Source organism: Nonomuraea sp. SYSU D8015, assembly GCF_008065375.1.
GTDB lineage: Bacteria > Actinomycetota > Actinomycetes > Streptosporangiales > Streptosporangiaceae > Nonomuraea.
Genome location: NZ_VJYI01000010.1, coordinates 214,617 through 233,433, shown reverse-complemented (window position 1 = coordinate 233,433; position 18,817 = coordinate 214,617). Strand labels below are relative to the sequence as shown.

General features: G+C 73.4%; 11 protein-coding genes. 3 read left to right on the top strand and 8 right to left on the bottom strand.

What is annotated here, in order from left to right; all coding sequences use genetic code 11:
- Positions 1 to 235 precede the first annotated feature (235 nt).
- Positions 236 to 1,417 carry an elongation factor Tu gene (tuf, locus tag ID574_RS35370; RefSeq protein WP_188193343.1) on the top strand — a complete coding sequence of 394 codons (1,182 nt, stop codon included), beginning with the start codon at positions 236 to 238 and terminating at the stop codon, positions 1,415 to 1,417.
- Between the two features lie 122 nt (positions 1,418 to 1,539).
- On the opposite strand, the gene ID574_RS35365 is transcribed toward tuf, so the two are convergent.
- Both ID574_RS35365 and ID574_RS35360 read right to left on the bottom strand, forming a co-directional pair.
- On the bottom strand, positions 1,540 to 4,314 hold the full coding sequence (locus tag ID574_RS35365; protein WP_188193342.1) for a glycoside hydrolase family 2 TIM barrel-domain containing protein: 2,775 nt from the start codon (positions 4,312 to 4,314) through the stop codon (positions 1,540 to 1,542).
- A 74-nt stretch (positions 4,315 to 4,388) separates the two neighbouring features.
- Positions 4,389 to 5,543, bottom strand: a complete 1,155-nt coding sequence (locus ID574_RS35360) for an amidohydrolase family protein (protein ID WP_188193341.1) — start codon at positions 5,541 to 5,543, stop codon at positions 4,389 to 4,391.
- A gap of 173 nt (positions 5,544 to 5,716) precedes the next feature.
- On the opposite strand from ID574_RS35360, the gene ID574_RS35355 reads away from it, so the two are divergent.
- On the top strand, positions 5,717 to 6,289 hold the full coding sequence (locus tag ID574_RS35355) for an RNA polymerase sigma factor (protein WP_188193340.1): 573 nt from the start codon (positions 5,717 to 5,719) through the stop codon (positions 6,287 to 6,289).
- Positions 6,290 to 6,299: 10 nt separating this feature from the next.
- Here the strand turns inward: ID574_RS35355 and ID574_RS35350 are convergent, their stop codons facing one another.
- Together ID574_RS35350 and ID574_RS35345 are read right to left on the bottom strand one after the other, a co-directional pair.
- Positions 6,300 to 6,761, bottom strand: a complete 462-nt coding sequence (locus ID574_RS35350) for a hypothetical protein (RefSeq protein WP_188193339.1) — start codon at positions 6,759 to 6,761, stop codon at positions 6,300 to 6,302.
- A gap of 143 nt (positions 6,762 to 6,904) precedes the next feature.
- The gene (locus ID574_RS35345) at positions 6,905 to 8,131 is read right to left on the bottom strand and encodes a S8 family peptidase (RefSeq protein WP_188193338.1); all 1,227 of its coding nucleotides are present in this window, start codon (positions 8,129 to 8,131) and stop codon (positions 6,905 to 6,907) included.
- A gap of 88 nt (positions 8,132 to 8,219) precedes the next feature.
- Here ID574_RS35345 and ID574_RS35340 point away from each other — a divergent pair, with 88 nt between their 5' ends.
- On the top strand, positions 8,220 to 10,874 hold the full coding sequence (locus ID574_RS35340; protein ID WP_188193337.1) for a CHAT domain-containing protein: 2,655 nt from the start codon (positions 8,220 to 8,222) through the stop codon (positions 10,872 to 10,874).
- 290 nt (positions 10,875 to 11,164) lie between these two features.
- Here the strand turns inward: ID574_RS35340 and ID574_RS35335 are convergent, their stop codons facing one another.
- From ID574_RS35335 to ID574_RS35320, 4 genes are all read right to left on the bottom strand, one after another.
- Positions 11,165 to 14,563, bottom strand: coding sequence for a phosphodiester glycosidase family protein (locus ID574_RS35335; RefSeq protein ID WP_223167389.1), 3,399 nt, complete (start codon positions 14,561 to 14,563; stop codon positions 11,165 to 11,167).
- Positions 14,564 to 14,631: 68 nt separating this feature from the next.
- Positions 14,632 to 16,941 carry a hypothetical protein gene (locus ID574_RS35330; RefSeq protein ID WP_188193336.1) on the bottom strand — a complete coding sequence of 770 codons (2,310 nt, stop codon included), beginning with the start codon at positions 16,939 to 16,941 and terminating at the stop codon, positions 14,632 to 14,634.
- 48 nt (positions 16,942 to 16,989) lie between these two features.
- Positions 16,990 to 17,844, bottom strand: a complete 855-nt coding sequence (locus ID574_RS35325) for a sugar ABC transporter permease (RefSeq protein WP_188193520.1) — start codon at positions 17,842 to 17,844, stop codon at positions 16,990 to 16,992.
- The gene (locus ID574_RS35320; protein ID WP_223167388.1) at positions 17,844 to 18,815 is read right to left on the bottom strand and encodes a carbohydrate ABC transporter permease; all 972 of its coding nucleotides are present in this window, start codon (positions 18,813 to 18,815) and stop codon (positions 17,844 to 17,846) included. Before ID574_RS35320 ends, ID574_RS35325 begins: the two co-directional genes overlap by 1 nt.
- Positions 18,816 to 18,817 lie beyond the last annotated feature (2 nt).

Genomic DNA, 18,817 nt, shown 5'->3' with positions numbered 1-18,817 from the left:
GACCTTTTGTCGCGCGGAATAATCAGTTGCCGTCCTGCGCTGAGCACCGCACTATGTTCGTCATGTTCCTGCGCGCTCGCCTCACGACACCCGCCCTGCCGGTGGGCGTGTTCGAGCGTGCCTGCGACGGCCTGGAGCGCTGACCTCTTCCCGTGAGTCCTGAGGTGACCCGGCGGGGGGAGGTAGCCGGCCCCGATCACGGGTCACACGGAAACCAGGTCTCAAGGAAGGAACCATGGCCAAGCAGGCCTACGTACGGAACAAGCCGCATCTCAACATCGGCACGATGGGGCACGTCGACCACGGCAAGACCACGCTGACCGCCGCGATCACGAAGGTGCTGGCGGAGCGCGGGCAGGCCACGTACACGCCGTTCGAGCGGATCGACCGGACCCCGGAGGAGGCCTCCAGGGGCATCACGATCAACATCTCGCACGTCGAGTACGAGACCGCCACCAGGCACTACGCCCACGTCGACATGCCGGGCCACGCCGACTACGTGAAGAACATGATCACGGGCGCGGCGCAGCTCGACGGGGCGATCCTCGTCGTGTCCGCGCACGACGGGATCATGCCGCAGACCAGGGAGCACGTGCTGCTGGCCAAGCGGGTCGGCGTCGAGCACCTGGTCGTGGCCGTCAACAAGGCCGACGGCGCCGACCCTGAGCTGACCGACCTGGTCGAGCTGGAGCTGCAAGAGCTGCTGGCCGAGCACGGCTACCACGGCGTCCCGATGGTCCGGGTGTCCGGGCTGCGGGCGCTGGAGGGCGACCCGGTCTGGACGGCGTCGGTGGAGGCGCTGCTCCAGGCCGTGGACGAGCACATCCCGGTGCCGGTGCGGTACGTGGACGCGCCGTTCCTCATGCCGGTCGAGAACGTGCTCACGGTCACCGGCCGCGGCACGGTCGTCACCGGCGCCATCGAGCGCGGCACGGTCCGCGTCGGCGACACGGTCGAGGCGGTCGGGTTCGGCAGTGGAGTCGGTGAGGGGTTCAGCGCCGTCGTGACGGGCGTCGAGACGTTCGGCAAGACGATGGAGCGGGGCGAGGCCGGCGACAACGCCGCCGTGCTGCTGCGCGGGGTGCGCCGCGAGCAGGTGCGCCGGGGGATGGTGCTGGCCGAGCCGGGCAGCCAGCGGGCCCGCACGTCGTTCACCGCCCGCGTCTACCTCCTGACGCCGGAGGAGGGCGGAAGGCGGCGGCCGATCGCGTCCGGGTACCGGCCGCAGTTCTACCTGCGGACCACGGACGTGCCCGGGGAGCTCAAGCTCGACGAGACCGCCCGGCCGGGTGACACGGTCGAGGTGGAGGTCGAGCTGGGCAAGCCGGTCGCGCTCGAGCCGGGGCTCGGCTTCGCCATCCGCGAGGGCGGGCTGACGGTGGGCGCCGGCACGATCCTCACCGTGCCGCCCGCTTGACCTCATGAGGCCGGGTCGCGACCGGTCTCGGCGCCCAAGCCGGGTCCCGCTGTCCGCGGGGCCCGGCTTCCGCCGTGGTCAGGCCGGGTCCCGCTGTCCGCGGGGCCCGGCTCTCGCTGTGATCAGGCCGGGTCGAACCGCAGCGTGAACGTCACCTTACGGGGGGCGCTCAGCTCGTACTTCGGCAGCGCCCCCGGGCCGCAGGTGGCGGTGCCGATGCCCTGGTGGGCGGCGTCCAGGTGCAGGTGCAGCCGGTCTCCCGGCACCAGGTCGGGACGGTGGGCGGCGGCGGCCAGCTCGTCGATGCTCCAGCGGCGCGCGGTCATCCCGAACACGGGATGCCCGGACACCGTGAAGGCGCCGAAGTCGGCCCACCGGACGTCGGCGCGGTGGCCGTTCTCCTGCGGGTAGACGTACGGCGTCTGCAGCTCGTCGATCGCCGCCGTCCATCGGCCGACGCGCGCCGCCATGCCCGTGTCCGGGTACGCCTCGCCGGGCCCGCGTCCGAACCAGGTGACCCGGTCGACGGCGGTGCCGGGCAGCGTCATGGTGAGGCCGAGCCGCGGGATCGGGACCTGCCAGTCGCCTTCGGACTCGATGTCCACGCTCAGCAGCAGCCCGTCCCCGGCGGGCGTCCACCGGTAGGTCGCCCGCATCCCGAGGTCGGTCGCCGCGGGCGCGACCCGGGTGCGGACGGTCAGCCCGTCGCCGGCCTCCACGGCGTCCACCCGGTGGGTGAGCCGGTGCAGGCCGAGGGCGCGCCACTTGCCTTCGAGCCCGGCGTGCCGGTCGTTGTCGGTCGGCGCCCGCCACAGGTCGAGCCGCGGGCCGTCCACCTCCAGGCCGAACAGCCGCACGAGCCGCCCGGTGACCGCGTCGAACGCCGACCCGCCGGCGACGAGCTCGTTCCCGTCCCGGGTGAAGGCGGCCGGCGAGGCGGCGGGCCGGGGCGCGGGCGGGGACAGGGGCGTCTGTCCCCAGGCGACCTCGTGTCCCGCCTCGGCCCACGGCTGGTCGCCGGAGAGCAGGGCGCGGACGGTCAGCCAGCGTTCGCCCGCAGGCTCCGGCGCCGCCTCGGGCAGCTTGACCTCGCCGCCGCCCGCGGGCACCTCCAGCCGGTGCTCGGCGACCGTCTCCCCTTCCACCTCCACGGTGGCGACGAACTCCAGGTGGGACAGGTCGCGGAAGTCGTAGCCGTTGACGATCCGCACGATGCCGTCGGCGAAGTCGAACTTCACCGGCTCGAACACCTTCTTCAGGTCGATCAGCCCGGGCGACGGCGTCCGGTCGGGGAACACGAGCCCGTCGATCACGAAGTTCCCGTCGTGCACCGGCTCGCCGTAGTCGCCGCCGTAGGCGTACTCGAACTCCGGATGGACGATCCCGTGGTCGATCCACTCCCAGATGAACCCGCCGGCCAGCCGCGGGTACCGCTCGAAGAGCTCCTGGTACTCGGCCAGCCCGCCGGGCCCGTTACCCATGGCGTGGGCGTACTCGCACTGCAGGAACGGCATCGCGCGCCGCCGCGCGTCCAGCTCCGGATCGTCCAGGGGATCCTCGGCCAGCCGGCCGATGGCCTCGACCTCGGCGTGGGAGGCGTACATGCGGGAGTACACGTCGGTGTTCGCACAGGACCAGTCGCCCTCGTAGTGAAGAGGGCGGGACGGGTCGCGCTCGCGGGCCCAGTCGGCCATGACGGCCAGGTTGCGGCCGACGCCGGCCTCGTTGCCGAGCGACCACATGATGATGCTCGGGTGGTTCTTGTCCCTTTCGACCATGCGACGCATGCGGTCGAGCAGCGCGTCGGCCCAGCGCGGGTCGTCGGTGGGGTTGCCGCGCCAGTCGACCTCGCCCATGCCGTGCGTCTCCAGGTCGCACTCGTCGATCACCCACAGGCCCAGCTCGTCGCACAGGTCGAGGAAGGCCGGGTGGGGCGGGTAGTGGCTGGTCCTGACGGCGTTGACGTTGTGCCGCTTCATCAGCAGCACGTCGTCGCGCATGGTCTCGTACGGGACCGCGCGGCCGTGCTCGGGGTGGAACTCGTGCCGGTTGACGCCCTTGAGCAGCAGCGGGCGGCCGTTGGCGAGCAGCACGCCGTTCTCGATGGAGATCGTGCGGAAGCCGACGCGCAGCCGCACCGTCTCCTCGGGGAACGTCACCACGGCGTCGTACAGGCGCGGGGTCTCCGCCGTCCACGGCTCCACGTCGAGCGTGACCTCGACGCCGGGCTCAAGGTCGGCGACACCGAGCTCGGGGATGCTGAGCCGGCCGCCCTCCCCCTCGAAGCTGAGCCTGCCGTCGTGGGTGGCGTGCACGAACACGTCGGCCGCCGAGCGGGTGAGCGTGACGTCGCGGAAGATGCCGGGCAGCCACCACATGTCCTGGTCTTCCAGGTAGCTGGCGGCCGACCACTGGTGCACCCGCACGGCCAGCACGTTGCGGCCGGGGCGCAGCCACGGCCCCGCGTCGAACTCGGCGGGCAGCCGGCTTCCCGTCCAGAAGCCGAGCTCGTGCCCGTTGAGCCAGACCCGGGCGAAGGAGTCGGCGCCCTCGAACCGCAGCCGGCCGCCGCTCCAGCCCTCGGGCAGGTCGAACACGCGGCGGTAGTCGCCGGTCGGGTTCTCGTCGGGGACGTGCGGCGGGTCGACGGGGAACGGGTAGTCGACGTTGGTGTACGCGGGCGCGCCGTGGCCGTGCAGCGGCCAGTGGGACGGCACCGGCAGGTCCTCCCAGCCCGAGTCGTCGTAGCCGGGCTGGGCGAAGTCGTCGGGGACGTTCGCGGTGGGTGAGAGGCGGAAGCGCCAGGTCCCGTTGAGATCCACGGTGGGCGCGTCGGAGCGGAGTGCTGCCCGGGGTTCGAGTAGGCCCGAACCGGGGGCGTAAGTTACGAGGTCCATCGCCGTCGAGCCTAGAGGTTCGAGAGCGTTTTGTGCAGCGATGAGGTTCCGTGTCCGTACCGGGCCGGCCGGGGTCAGGAGCGGGGGCCCAGGCCGTAGAGGCGGCGGGCGTTGTCGGCGCCGACCATGGCCGCCACCTTCATCGCCTGCTCGGGCGACCACTCCTCCTCCACCACGAACCCGCCCAGCACCCGGGCCATCGCCCGCCGCCACAGCACCGCCCCCAGGTAGTGCAGCTCGGCGGGCCCCCATGCGTCGGAGGAGTAGAGGATCTTGGCGAACGGCGCCGCCTCCAGGCTCTCGGCCACCACGGCCGCGCTGCGCGCCCCCGTGTAGTTCACGGCCAGGCCCACGTCGAAGAACACGTTCGGGTACGCCTGCGCGAGGAACCCCGCGTGCCGCTGATAGGGGTAGCAGTGCAGCAGCACCAGGGGCGTGCCGGACGGCTCGGCCCGCTCGATCAGCCCGCGCAGCAGCAGCGGGTCGGAGCGGCGCAGGTCGACGTCGGGGTCGCCGTAGCCGATGTGGAACTGCAGGGGCAGCCCCCGTTCGATCCCGGCCCAGATGAGGTGCCGCAGCAGCACGGGATCGGTCAGCCGCCCGCCGCCCTCGGCCAGCCACCGCCCGGCGGCCTCGGCGACCTCGGCGCCGTCCGGCGGGGCCGGGTCGAAGTCGAGGCCGCACCGGTAGGCGGCGATGGTCTTGAGCCCGCGGGCCGTACGGGTGCGCTCCCACAGCGCCTCGGCGAACCGGCCGGCGAACGCGGCCGCCTCGCACCCGCCCGCCGCCACCTGCTCGGCCACCGTCTCCAGGCGCACCACCTCGTCGGCCGGCACCCCGCTGACCTCCGCCATGCCGGAGGGTCCGAGCAGTTCCTCGCCCCGGTAGCCGGTCTCGACGAGGAAGTGCCCCACGCCGGCGGCGGTGAGCAGCCTCCGGTTGACCTCGTCCGCGCCGAGCCTGGCCCGGCGCGCGAGGTACTCCTCGGGCGTGCAGTGCGCCGTGAGCCCGAGCGCGGGCGCGCAGTGGCGCAGGATGGCGAAGCCGAGCTGCGAGTCGAACGGCGTCATCCAGTCCGGCACGGGACGGTCGGACTCGGTGATCATCTCCTCGAACGCCTTGCGCGACAGGTCGTGGGCCGAGGCCCCGTGGACGTGGTGGTCCACCAGCGGCAGCTCCTCGATGGCCTGGACGAATCCGGCGGGCACGAGGTCGAGTTCCGTGGACATCGATGGTCTCCTCCCCGGTGCCACGGTCTCCTACCCGGCCCCGCGCGCGCGACCCGACACGGCCGGGCCGGGCCCGTTCCGGGAACGATGCCGCCCCGCGGAGCGTCCCATGCATACGATGAACGCGTGTGTCAGGCGGACAGCACGGCGCGTGAGGGTGCCTGGGAGGCGGCATGCGAGACGATCCGCAGGTCGTGGCACTGGTCGTCAGGGCGCGCAAGGGCGAGCAGGACGCGTGGGACGACATCGTCGAGCGGTATTCCCCCCTGCTGTGGTCCGTCTGCCTGCGCTACCGCCTGAGCAACGCCGACGCGCTCGACGTGGCGCAGACCGTGTGGCTGCGCCTGGTCGAGCACTTGGCCGAGCTCCGGGAGCCGGCGGCGCTCCCCGGCTGGATCGCGATGGTCGCGCAGCGCGAGTGCCTGCGCCAGTACCGCCTGACGCGCCGCAGGCAGGACGCGGAGCAGGCGCTGGAGATCGACCTGAAGGACGACTCCGCCGTGGTGCACGAGGAGGTGGAGCGGGCCCAGCGGGACCTCGCGCTCCGGACGGCCCTGGCCCACCTGCCCGAATACTGCAGGACGCTGCTCGCCTGCTTCCTGAGCGAGACACCGCTGTCGTACGCGCAGATCAGCGAGCGGCTGGGGGTGCCGATCGGCGGCATCGGCCCGCAGCGGGCCCGGTGCCTGACGAAGTTGCGCCGCAGCCCGTATCTCAGCGGGTTCGTCGGCGCCGAGGAGGATTGAGCCCGGGCAGTCAGGCCGGCTCCGGCGGCACCCAGGCGGTCGTGAGGACCTGATCGCCGGAGATGCAGCGCAGGCGGAAGACGCCTGTGGGAGCCGGTCTGAGCGCGAAGCCCCCGGCGTCGTCCATCGGCGCGTTGATCACGTCGCCATCGGGCAGCTGACGCTCGACCGTGCCGGGGCACGGCGGCACGAGCTGCCCGACCAGCACGTCGGGGCCCACCTCGACCTCGATCGTGAACTCGCCGCCCGCCTCGAAGATCAAGGTGCGCGCTCCGCCTCTGGTGACCGGCACGAGGTCGTCGTCGTAGGCGGAGTCGTAGACCAGGGCCGCGAGCTCGGCGTCGGGATCGCGCCAGGTGAAGACCGCTTTGCCGGCCTCCACGAGCTCGGGCGGCACCGCGGCCGCGGCTCGGGCGGCGTCCCGGAGCGCGGCCAGGAGCCGGTCGTCGCCGGCCCACGGTGAGGTGGCCATGTCACTCATCCTGTTCGCGTCGTCGTGGTGGCCCGTCGTGCGGCCTGCCCGCACCGGCAATCCTCCTACGGGAGCGGCCCGCGCGGCTCTTCTGTGTCCTCATTTCTTCGGAGCGGGTGATCTCGCGGCTGATACGCCGGACGTCACGGCAGGATGAGCGCCTGCCCGACGCCCGGCAGGGCGGTCGCCTGGCTCAGCACGGCGTTCTTGGCGTCCTCCGGCTGCCCTCCGTTCCTGGCCAGGTGCTCGGCGATCATGCCCGCCACCAGAGGAGCGGCGAACGAGGTGCCGTCCCACCTGCTCATGCCCTGGAAGACCTGGACGGCGGGCTCCTTGGGCGGCTCCTGATAGACGTACTCGCCGTGCGCGTAGGCGTTGACCAGGCCCTCGCCGAGGGCGTACACGTCCACCCAGTCGCCGTAGTTGCTGAACCAGGCGCGGTGCACCTGGTCGGGGCCCAGCGCGCCGACGGACACGGCCCACGGGTAGGCCGCGGGATAGAACGGGCGGTCGGTGGAGTCGTTGCCCGCGGCGGCGACCAGCACGACGTCCGGGTGCCGCTCGTGGAAGACGTCGAAGCCGAGCGGGGTCCAGTTCCCGCGCGTGTACGTGCCGGCGGAGAGGTTCACGACGGCCGGCCCCTGCTGCTCGATCAGGTCCTCCAGCCGGGCGGCGATCGCGCTTTCGAGTTCGCCGCCCGACAGCGAGAAGTGGTCGGCCACGAACACGTCGGCCTGCGGGGCCATGCAGCGCGCGACGCCCGCGGCGAACGTCCCGTGCCCCGTGAACGGCGGGATGCGCGCCAGGCCGCTGGGCAGGATCGGGCCCAGCGCGTCGAGGTCTCCCTGGACGCCGGCCAGCCAGGCGGGCAGGGGGCCGTCCAGCAGGCCCGTGTCGGCCACCCCGATCAGGACGGGATTCGCCCCGGGCGCGGGCGGCCTCTGGGCGGGCCAGGGGCCGGCCGGGCTCCCGCTGGGCACCTCGGGCTCGGTGGCGGGGCAGAGCCTGGCGATGGTCACCACGTGGTCCGGGGTGGCCAGGGGAGGCTCGCCGCGGCGCGCCGGGTTGTCGTCGCCGAGCCGCTCGTCCAGCAGGTCCAGCGCCTCGGGAACGGTGAGCGAGCCCCGCTCGACGTCGTCGATGGACAGCACGGCCAGGTCGCCGTAGGCCGGTTCGTCCACGCGCAAGACGCCGGGGAGCAGCTCGCTGATCCGCTCCACGTTGCGGTCGCGGTTCCTGGTGAGCAGCCGCCGCGCGCGGTAGACGTAGTCGACGGCGCCGCCGGGGGCGAGGGCGACGTCGATCTCGATGCCCTCCGTGGCGAACGTCCTCTGCAGGAGGCGGTACTGCGCGGCGAAGACGGCGTCCATGCCGGTCCTTTCTCGTCGGTCTCACCTGCCACTGTTTTCATCGACCTGGAGCTTGCACTCGGTACAGAGGTCGTCGAAAGTCGTGGGCATGGCTGCCGAACCCGCGGAGACCGGGACGACGGAGCTGCTCTCCCTCGCGCTTTCCCGTCCCTACGAGGCGCTGGAGCGGGCGCGAGACCTGCTGGAGGCGGGGCTTCCCGCCCTGGAGGCGTCGGTGGCGCGGCAGGCCGTCGGCATCGTCCTGCGCGAGTTCGGCGACATCGACGCCGCCGTGGAGGAGCTGCGGGCGGCCAGGGACCTGGCGCGTGCGTCGGGATCGCCCGAGCGGGAGGCCGACGTCCTGGCGACGCTCGGCGTGGCGCTGGTGTTCGCGGGGCGCACGGCCGCGGGCCGCGCCGCGCTCAACGCCGCCGCGCAGCGCTCGACCGGCCTGCTGCGCGGCCGGATCCTGCTGCGGCGCGGCGGCGTCCTGCTGGCGCTCGGCGAGCACCGCGCGGCGCTGCCGGATCTGAACACCGCGATCGCCGTGCTGCGTTCGGAGGGCGACCTGCTGTGGGAGGCCAGGGCCCGCACCGAGCGGGCGTTCTGCTCCCTCGCGCTCGGCTCGGTGCGGTCGGCGGTCACGGATCTGGGCCGGGCCGAGGAGCTGTTCATCCGCACCGGGCAGGAGCTGGAGTCCGTGGACGCCATCGTGCACCGCGGGGTGCTCGCGCACCGCATCGGCGACCTGCCGGCCGCGCTGTCCTGTTTCGACGCCGCCGCCGAGCGCTACGCCCGGCTCGGCACGGCGGACCCGGCCCTGAGCGTCCACCGGTGCGCGGCGCTGCTCGCGGCCGGGCTGGCCGAGGAGGCCCTGGACGAGGCCGACGCCGAGATCGACCGGCTGGAACGCGTCCGGGGGGCGCCGCTGAAGCGGGCCGAGCTGCTCCTGGCGGCGGCCGAGTGCGCACTGGCGGCCGGCCGGCCCGCGGCCGCGATCGACCGGGCCCGCGCCGCCGCCCGGCTGTTCGGGCGGCAGCGGCGGCCCTGGTGGCGCGTGCACGCCCGGCTGGTGCTGGCCCAGGCCGGGTTCGCCGCGGGGCCGCCGAGCGAGTCCCTGCTCAGGGACGCCGCCGGATGCGCACGCGAGCTGACCGCGCTGTCCTCCTCGCGCCTGCCGCTCAGCCGGCTGGTGGCCGGACAGATAGCGCTCGCGCTGGGCAGGACGGAGGAGGCCGAAGAGCACCTGGGCGTCGCGGCCGAAGCGCGGCGCAGGGGGCCGGCGCTCTCCCGCACGGCGGGGTGGCTGGCGGAGGCGCTGCGGGCGGAGGCGGCCGGCGACCATCGCCGTCTCATGCGGGCGTGCCGGCGTGGCCTGGAGCTGATCAACGAGCATCGGGCCACGCTGGGCTCGTCGGAGCTGCGGGCGCAGGCCGGCGCGCACGGCGCCGAGCTGGCCGGGCTGGCGCAGCGGCACGCGCTGCGCCTGAACCGGCCCCGCCTGCTGCTGGCCTGGAGCGAACGGTGGCGGGCCGGCGCGCTCGTCCTCCCGCCCGTACGGCCGCCCGACGACGAGGACCTGCAGGCCGACCTCGCCGCCATGCGCATGGTGACCAGCCGGCTGGACGAGGCCCAGGCGCGGGGGCTCCCGACCGCCGCGCTGCGGCGCGAGCAGGTACGCCTGGAGCGGGCGGCCAGGGCGAGGACGCGGCGCGCCCAGGGCTGTGACCGGGTCGTGCCGTTCTCCTTCGACCTGCCGAGGCTTCGCGAGGAGCTGGGCGAGCGCCGGCTGCTGGAGCTCGTCGACGTGGCCGGTGAGCTGCACGTCCTGGTCTGCGCAGGCGCGGGGCCCGTCAGGATGGTCGCCGCGGGCCGTACGGAGGAGGCGGGGCGGCAGGTCGACCTGGTCAGGTTCGCTCTGACCCGGCTGGCGCACGGGCGTTCGAGGCTGACGCCCGAGCAGCTCCTCGGCCAGCTCGACGCCGCGGGGCGGGCGCTCGAACGGCTGCTGCTCGGGGAGGCGGTGCGGCTGCTCGGCGACCGGGAGGTGGTCATCGTGCCGCCCGGCCGCCTGCAGGCCGTTCCCTGGGCGCTGCTGCCCGCCCTGCGGGATCGGGTGGTGAGCGTGGCGCCCTCGGCGGCGTTCTGGCTGCGGGCGCGCGGGACGGCGACCGCGGGCACAGGGGTGGCGCTCGTCCGCGGCCCCGGTCTGGCGTCGGAGGGCGCCGAGGTGGCGCACATCGCCCGGGACCTCCGTGACGCCGCGCGGGCCCCGGTCTCCCCCGAGGTGGCGCCGGTCGTGCTCGGTGGAGGCACCGCGACCATCGCCCGCGTCCTGGAGGCGATGGACGGGGCGCGGCTGGCGCACATCGCGGCCCACGGCGTCTTCCGCACCGACAACCCGCTGTTGTCCTCGCTGCGGGTCGACGACGGCCCGCTGACCGTCTACGACCTCGAACGCCTCCGCCGGGCGCCCCGGCACGTCGTGCTGTCGAGCTGCGACTCCGGCCGCGCCCGTGCGGCGGGCGCGGACGAGCTGCTGGGCCTGGCCGCTTCTCTCATGCAGCTCGGCACGGCGGGCATCGTGGCGAGCGTGGTCCCGGTGAACGACGTCGCGGTCGTCCCGCTCATGATCGCTCTCCACCGGGGGCTGCGGGCCGGGGCGCGCCTGCCGGCCGCCCTGCACGAGGCCGCCCGCGCCACCGCCCACGACCCCGTGACGACGGCCACCGGATGGTCGTTCCTCTGCCTCGGCGCCGGCTGACCCCAGCCGGCGCGCCGCCGCCCCGGTTGACCACACCGGCCGGCAGGCGCACACCGCCCCGCCCACACACGCCACCGGCCGGACAAGGGCTTGGGGGAACGGCCCCTCTGTGCCTGCGCCTCCTCCTGCCATGCTCACGCGGAGGGTGGCCGCCTCACGGTTGGGCGCGGCCTCCAAGAGGGCCGTAGCCGCGACCGCCCGTGACACCGGACGGAGGACGCCTCAGCCCTCTGGGGCGGGACGTTGCCGCGGCCGCTCACGTACTGAGCGGCAGCGGCGGGCGAAGCAGGTCAGGCGGCGGCCCTGGCGCTCAGCGCCACCGTGGCCTGGCGTGTCACGCCGCTCACCGTGACGGCGACCGTCACCCGTCCCTCGCGGAGGGCGGTCAGGGTGCCGGCGGCCGGGTCGAGCACGGCCACGTGCCACGGCTTGGCCGAGCGGCGGGTGCCGACGTGCAGGTTCGGGGAGCCGGACCAGGTCGCCGAGACCGGGTACGCGGCGGGCACCGTCCTGCTCCCCTGCTTGACCGCGGCCGTCACCGGGGCGGGCGTGCCGGCGGCGACCGTGGCCGGGGCGGTGAGCACGAGATCGTCCACGTGCGGGCGGACCTGCGTGCCGATCCAGTCGGGCGCGTCCGTGAACCAGTTGCGCCTGACGTGCTCGGCCTCGGCCCGGCTCACCGGGTCGACGCCCCACAGCGACCAGCCGGTGAAGCCGCCGTCGTCGGGCGCGGTGGCGGGGTTCTTGCCGGAGTTGCCGTTGATGAAGTACGGCACCGCGTCCACGCGCGCCGCGTGGAACGTCCCGACGTGCGCCCCGATGAACGCCGCGCCCTTGCCGGTGTCACGCTGGAAGTCGGCGAGCCAGCCCTCCACCAGCGCGGCCTCCTTGCGGTCGCCGAGCTGGCTGCCCTTGCCGGGCGTCGGGTCGCGCGGCGGCACGTGGAACAGTACCGCGACCGACCCCACGGAGGCGTCCGAAGCCGCCTTGTCCAGCTCGGCACGGAGCATCGCCACCTGGTCGTAGCCGCCGCCCCTGAGGTTCAGGCGCGAGGTGTCCAGGGTGATGAAGCGGGTGCCCTTGTGGTCGAACGTCCGATACGTGTCGCCGAAGGCGGCCTTGAAGTTGTCGATCTTGCCGCCCATGACCTCATGGTTGCCGGGAATGTAGTGATATTTCAGCTCCCCGCCGAGTTCCTCGTCGAGGATCCGCTTGGCCAGCGCGAAGTCCTCCGGCGACGCCTCGTCCACCAGGTCGCCGTTGATGACCAGGAAGTCGGGCCGGGCCGCCTTGATCTCGCGCAGCGTGCGGCGGGCGTTCTTGACGATGTCGCTGTCGGGAGCCCTGGCCACGAACTGCGCGTCCGACATGACCGCGAACCGCCACGGCATCGCGGCCACCGAGTCCTTGACCACCGGGTCGGCGACCTTGGGCGCGGCGGGCGCGGACACCGCCGGGGGCACCTTGGCGACCAGGCCGTCGATGAGGATCTCGTTGGTGTACCTCGCCTCCGCCTTGGTCTCGGCCACGTAGAAGCGCCGCAGCTTGAGCGGGTAGTTGACGCCCGGGGGCACGGTGAACTCGACGAACCTCCACCCGGTCCACGTCATGTACGGCCCGCGCAGGATCTGCGACTGCCCGAGCGCGTCGTAGAACTCCAGGCTGGGCCACTCACCCTTGCCGGTGGAGTGGATCCAGAGCCCGAACCCCTGCGGCTGCCCGTCCACCACGATCTGCTGCGGCGGGCTGGCGTAGGCGGCGCGCGTGGCGGTCGAGGTGGTGAAGTCGTACGACAGCTTGAGCCCGCCGCCGCTCTGGCCGGGCGCGGCCGACAGGGAGCCGGTGGCGCGGGCGGCGGCGAACGTCCACTTCGCGGCGTCCTCGAAGTCGGCGACCGGCTTCTCCTCGAACCCGACGGTCACCGGCACGGCGGTGCCGATCTTGCCGACGCGGGCGGTGATGAGCCCGGATCCGGTGGCCTGCCTGGCCTTGACGGTGAAGGAGCCGTGGTCGTCCGCGGTGACCTCGAACAGGTTCTTGTCGTAGTCGAGCGTGAGGTCGGCCGGCTCGATGGGCGCGGAGTTGCCGTTGCGGTCGTAGCCGACCACGCCGAACCTGGCGGTGCCGCCGGCGCCCGCCATGCCGAGCCGGTCCGCGGTGACGCCGAGCCGCTGGAGGGGCTGGAGCACGGTCAGCTCGATGGTGCCCTTGGCGCCGCCGCGCGAGGCGGTGACGGTGGTCTGACCGGGCACCAAAGCATGAAATTTCCCGTTCCGCACCACGCCGTGGACGGCCGGGTTCGCCCGCCACGACGGGGTGCCGGCGGCGGGGCCGTACGTCTCGTCGTACCCGGCTGCCGTCAGCCGCCTGGTGAGACCGGGGAAGACGCGGTCGGGGCGGCCACCCGCGACGGGGGCGGCGCCGGGCGCCCTGGCCGGGTCACCGGCGGTCTCCACCCAGAAGCCCTTCAGCCTGCCGCTGCCCTCGGGCGCGTAGAGCGCCAGGCCGTTGGGGACGGGACGCTCGCCTCCGTCGGAGGGGCTGTTCTCGACCTGCACGTCGGCGGCGCCGGGCTCGCGGGCCAGCAGCGTGGAGGAGCCGCCGCCGTCGAGGTTGAGCGCGTTCGCGGCGCCGAGGCCGACCATCATGGCGGCGAGCTCGTTGAGCGTGACGCCGCGGCTGTCGGCCTGGCGGCCGTCCACGGTGAGGAGGTACATCTTCCTGCCGTCGGCGGAGAAGCCGACGGCGGTGCGGGGGTGCGCGGCCGGGTCGGTGGAGTTCTGGGCGACGCCGTCCTTGACCAGCACCCAGTTGCCGCCCACGGCCGCCTTGACCGTGCTGCCGTCGGACGACTTGGGCTGGTATTTCACGTCGACGCGGTCGCCGGTCTTCAACGCGGACAGCGCCGCCGCGCCGGCGTCGCGGCCGAGCAGGATCGTGGTCCCGGCGGGGATCGGCCCGTTCCCGGCGGCGGTGCGGACCTCGGTGACCATGCCGTTCACCAGCACGACCTCGGCGACGGACGTGGCGCCCTCGACGGCGCGGGCCCTGTTGTAGGAGCCCCACAGCGGCGTGAACAGCCCGACGCCGCCGCCCTGCACGATCTGGTTGAACTGGGTGAGCTTGATCGGCGAGCCGCCGGCCGGCGTGGCCGTCCCCTCGAAGTACATCTTCAGCACGCGCCCGACGCCGTCGCCGGTGATCGCGACCGCGTTCTCGTGCCCGGCGACCGGCGACTGGACGAGATCGCCGTTCTGCACGCCGATGCCCTGGGCGGCGCCGGAGCGGTTGATGTCGAAGAAGTCGCCGTTGACGGCCGCGACGGCGCGGGAGCGCTTGGCGGGCCCGGACAGCGGCTCGGTCTTGGACACCTCGCCGGAGAACACGTAGTCCGCCTTGGCGCCGCCGAGGTCGGCGGTGATGGCGTCCGCGCGCAGCCAGCCGAGCGCGTCGTAGGTGTCGAACGAGGTCAGCGAGATGCCGGGGGCCACCGGCCGGGTCCTCGTGGCGGTCTCCAGCCGCTGCTGCCCGGCGGCGGCCCGGGCCAGCAGCGTCGACGGCGGCGGATAGGACGACGCCTCGAGGGCGTCCTCTGCGGGTGGTACGGGGTCGGCCTGCGCGGGCGCGGGGATGAGGGCCAGGGGGCCTAACAGCAGCGCGGCGGCGGCCGCCATTCGGAGGGTCTGCACGACCGAACTCAATCGCTCGTGGATATAACTTTCAAGACTTGACGGTGAACCAAAAGAAAATTTCAGGATCACGCCGCCGTCTTGATCCTGATCAGCCCGTCGAGCGCGTCCTCGTAGAGCGGGTCGAGCCAGTAGCCGGAGTGCCCGCGCGTCTCCTCCGGCGGCCATCCGGGCCGCCGGGGCGGATCCCAGCAGAACCGGTCCACGGGCTCGCCGCCGTCCGGCCCGCCGGCGAGGGGGTCGACGCGCCGGAAGACGGGGCCGCCGATGGGGTCGCTGAGCCGGTAGAGGTTGTACCAGGCCACCGAGTCGCGCACGGCGGCGAGGCCGGGCGTGCCGAAGTAGGCGGGGAAGAAGGCCGCGTACAGGCGGCGCAGCGGCGAGCCGTGGGTGAGCAGGCCGACGCGCCGCCGCACCTCAGGCCTGAGCTGCAGCACCAGGGCGGCGGCGATGACGCTGCCCTGGCTGTGCCCGGAGACGATCACCTGGTCCCGCTCGGTCCTGGCGAGCCGGCCGACGCGTGCGACCAGCTCGGGGACGACGCGCTCGGTGTAGCAGGGCGGGGCGAGCGGGTGGACGGCGCGGGGCCAGAACGTGCACACGTCCCAGACGATGCCGATCGTCCTGCGCAGCCGGGAGTCGCTGTACGTGCGGCGGCCGAGCAGCACCAGGCCCGCGACCAGCGCGATCAGGGCCCAGCTCCCCGCCGAGGCCAGCAGCCCGGCCACGCCGTCGGCCGGAGGGAGCAGCCGCAGCCGGTGGATCACGGTCACCGCGGCGAAGCCGGTCACCCCGAGGCCGCTGATCACGGCCAGCACGAGCCCTGCCCGGTCGGTGAGCGCGGCGAGCGCCCACTGGGCCGCCACCGCGCGGCAGTGCCGGTGGCCGTAGTAGTGGGTCAGCCGCGGCGCGAGCCTGGCAGTCTCGGCGGCGCGGATCAGGTGGAGGACGGCTGCGACGGCGAGGACGCCGAGCAGCAGGACGGGCACCAGGGCGGCCGTCCACCAGACATGGTCGTCGAGGAAGAGCTTGCCACCGAGCGGGCCCGGCCCTGCCCCGGCACCAGGCCCCGCCGCGATGCCAGGCCCGGCCGCGGTGCTGGGCTCGTCGAAGTAGGAGGCGGTCGAGAACAGCACGCCGAGCACGATGAGGTTCGCCGCGCCCGCGGCGGCCATGAGCACGAACCAGCCCGCGAGCCCGCCCAGCGCCCGCCGCTCGATCGGATCCCGCCGCCCGCGCGGCCGGTCCATGACGGCGAGCACGGACGTGGTGATCAGGATGAACAGCCCGAGCCCGACCATGACCACCGAATGGATCGTTCCAACACCGGGGCCGGGCAGTCGCCGTCCGGGCGCCCCGGGCCCCATCCCGGCCAGGGCCAGCGCGATCGTGGCCGCGAAGACGAGCGGAGCGGCCACCCGCAGGACGTGGCACGAGCCCGTCAGCCACGCCGGCGGACGCACGCCGGAGTGCGGGTCCAGCCGCCTGGCGATCCAGGGCAGCACGACCAGCACCGCGGCGGCGAACTGGACGCCGGCGTTGGCGGCCGTCAGCGCGAGCCCCTGCCGGATGCTCGCGAACGGCGCGGACACGGCCAGCCCGATCGAGGCGAGGGCGAAGGCGACGTGCACCACCCTCAGCCGCCACACCGGCGCACCGCCGTGCCACAACCGCGGCCGGGCCAGGAGCACACCGGCACGCGCACCCCCGCTCGCCGGGGCACGAGCCCTGTCGGGCGGCGGGCCCCATTCCTGCGGGATGACGGCCTGCTCGTCGCGCCGCCAGGTGCGCCGCCCCAGCCACCACAGCAGCACGACGACCAGGAGCGGCGCGAGCGCGGTGACCGCCAGCCGCTTCGACGGCTCGTCGCCCCACACCGTGCCCAGCCATCGCGCCCAGAAGGGAGCGCCGTCGTGGGTGCAGGCCCGTCCCGCGGCCGTGCACTGCCAGCCGACGAGGTCGACGGCCGCCCCGGTGACGGCGCCGACGAGCGTGCCGGTGAGCAGCAGCGCGAACAGCCGCTGGGCCGCCTCGGTGACGTGCCGCAGCCAGGCGCCGCGTGGCGGCCTGGGGAGCATGAAGTAGGACAGATTCGCCAGGGAGAACGGCAGCAGGGGCAGCCAGAGCGCGATCGTGCGGCCGCCGGAGGTGAGGCCGCCCCACGCGTACGCCTCCCGGCGGCGCACGCCGGGAACGTCCGCGTCACCGCCGGACGGCCGCCCGTCCGGCCACCAGCGCCGGTAGAACCCGGTGACGCGGTCGCCGGCGACGCGCCGGGGGTGAGGGTGGTTGAGCATGTCCTCCGGCGGCGTGCCGGACACGCCGTGCACGCGCAGCTCGGTCACGCCGCCGCGGGTCTCGTCGAGGAATCCGTCCATGCCGCCAGGATCCCGCCGACCCTATCGTCACGTACAGTAGTCAATCGATTACGATTTGGTGGCTCCCGCTGTGAGGCCGGTGATCAGGTGGCGCTGGACGAGCAGGAAGACGACGCCGGCGGGGATCGCGATCAGCACCGCGGAGGCGGTCATCAGCCCCCAGTCCGACCAGTGCTGGCCGATGAAGTGCTGCAGGCCGGCGCCCAGGGGCTGCCTGTCCTCCTGCGACATGAACACGGTGGCGTAGCCGACCTCGCCCCACGCGGTCATGAAGCAGTAGAACGCGGTCACCGCGATGCCGGGCCGGGCCAGCGGCAGCGCCACCCGCCAGAACACCCCGAAGGGGGTCAGCCCGTCGACGAGCCCGGCCTGGTCGATCTCCACCGGGACGGTGTCGAAGTAGCTCTTCATCATCCAGGCGCAGAACGGCACCGCGATCGTCAGGTACGCGATCACCAGGCCCGGGATCTGGTTGAGCAGCCCGAGCCCGGCCATCAGGTTGTACAACGGCACGATGAGGATGGCCACCGGGAACATCTGGGTGATCAGCAGCAGCCACATCACGCTCCGGTGCCCGAGGAAGCGGAAGCGGCTGACCGCGTAGCCGGTGGTGGCGGCCAGGAACACCCCGGCCACCATGGTCAGCCCGGCGGTCAGCACGCTGTTGAGCAGCCACTGCGGGAACTGCGTCCCGGTCAGCACCCGCGCGTAGTTGTCGAGCGAGGCGTCGTCGAACAGCCGCAGCTCGGTCGACAGCCATCCGTCGCGGGGTTTGAGCGACGTCAGCACCAGCCACACGACAGGGAACAGGCTGATCGCCACCGCGACCAGCAGGCCGGCGTGCAGGCCGATGGAGGCCAGCGGCCCGCGCTCGCCACGTCGTCGGTAGCTCACGCGTTTCATCACCAAGGGTCTCCTTGCGCGCGCAACGTCCTGCGGTAACCGATGGCCAGCACGACCAGCATGGCCAGGATGATCACGCCCCAGGCGGCCGAGCCGGAGTAGTTCCGGACGCCGGAGAACGCCTCACGGAAGGCGTAGGTGACCAGGATCTCCGTCTCGCTGCCCGGCCCGCCGCGGGTGACCAGGTAGATGATGGGGAACATGTTGAACGTCCAGATCGTCCCGAGCAGGATGACCGTGGACGACACCTGGCGCAGCCCGGGCAGCGTGATCGCCACGAACCGCTGCCAGGGGCTCGCCCCGTCCACCTCGGCGGCCTCGTACAACTCGGCCGGGATCGACTGCAGGCCGCCCAGCAGCGCGACCATCATGAACGGCACCCCGATCCACACGTTGACCGTGATCACGGCGATCTTCGCCGTGGTCGGATCGTCCAGCCAGCCCACCCCGGACAGCCCGGCCATCCTCAGCAGCCCGTTGATCACGCCATAGTCGCTGTTGTAGAGGTAGCGCCAGATGAACGCGGCCACGAACGCCGGCACCGCCCACGGCAGGATGAGCAGCACCCGGTAGACGGAGCGGAAGCGCAGCCGGCGGTTGAGCATGACGGCCAGGCCGAGGCCGATGCCGTAGTGCGCGGCCACGCACGCCACCGTCCAGATCACGGTCCAGGTCAGCTTCTCCCAGAACAGGCCGCTGGTCAGGATGGCGACGTAGTTGTCCAGGCCGACGAACTCGTACGTGGCCGGGATGACGTTCACGCCGATGGTGCGGCCGATGTTGGCCTCGGTGGCGTCCGTCAGCGACAGGTACACCCCGCGCGCCAGCGGCCAGCCGATCAGCACCAGCATGACGACGGCCACCGGAGCGATCATCGCCCACGCGTACCAGTGGGCGGACCACGGCCTCTCCCGGCGACGGCCGCGAGCGGCCCGCTCGGCGGCCGTGACCCGCCCGGTCGACACCGTCACCG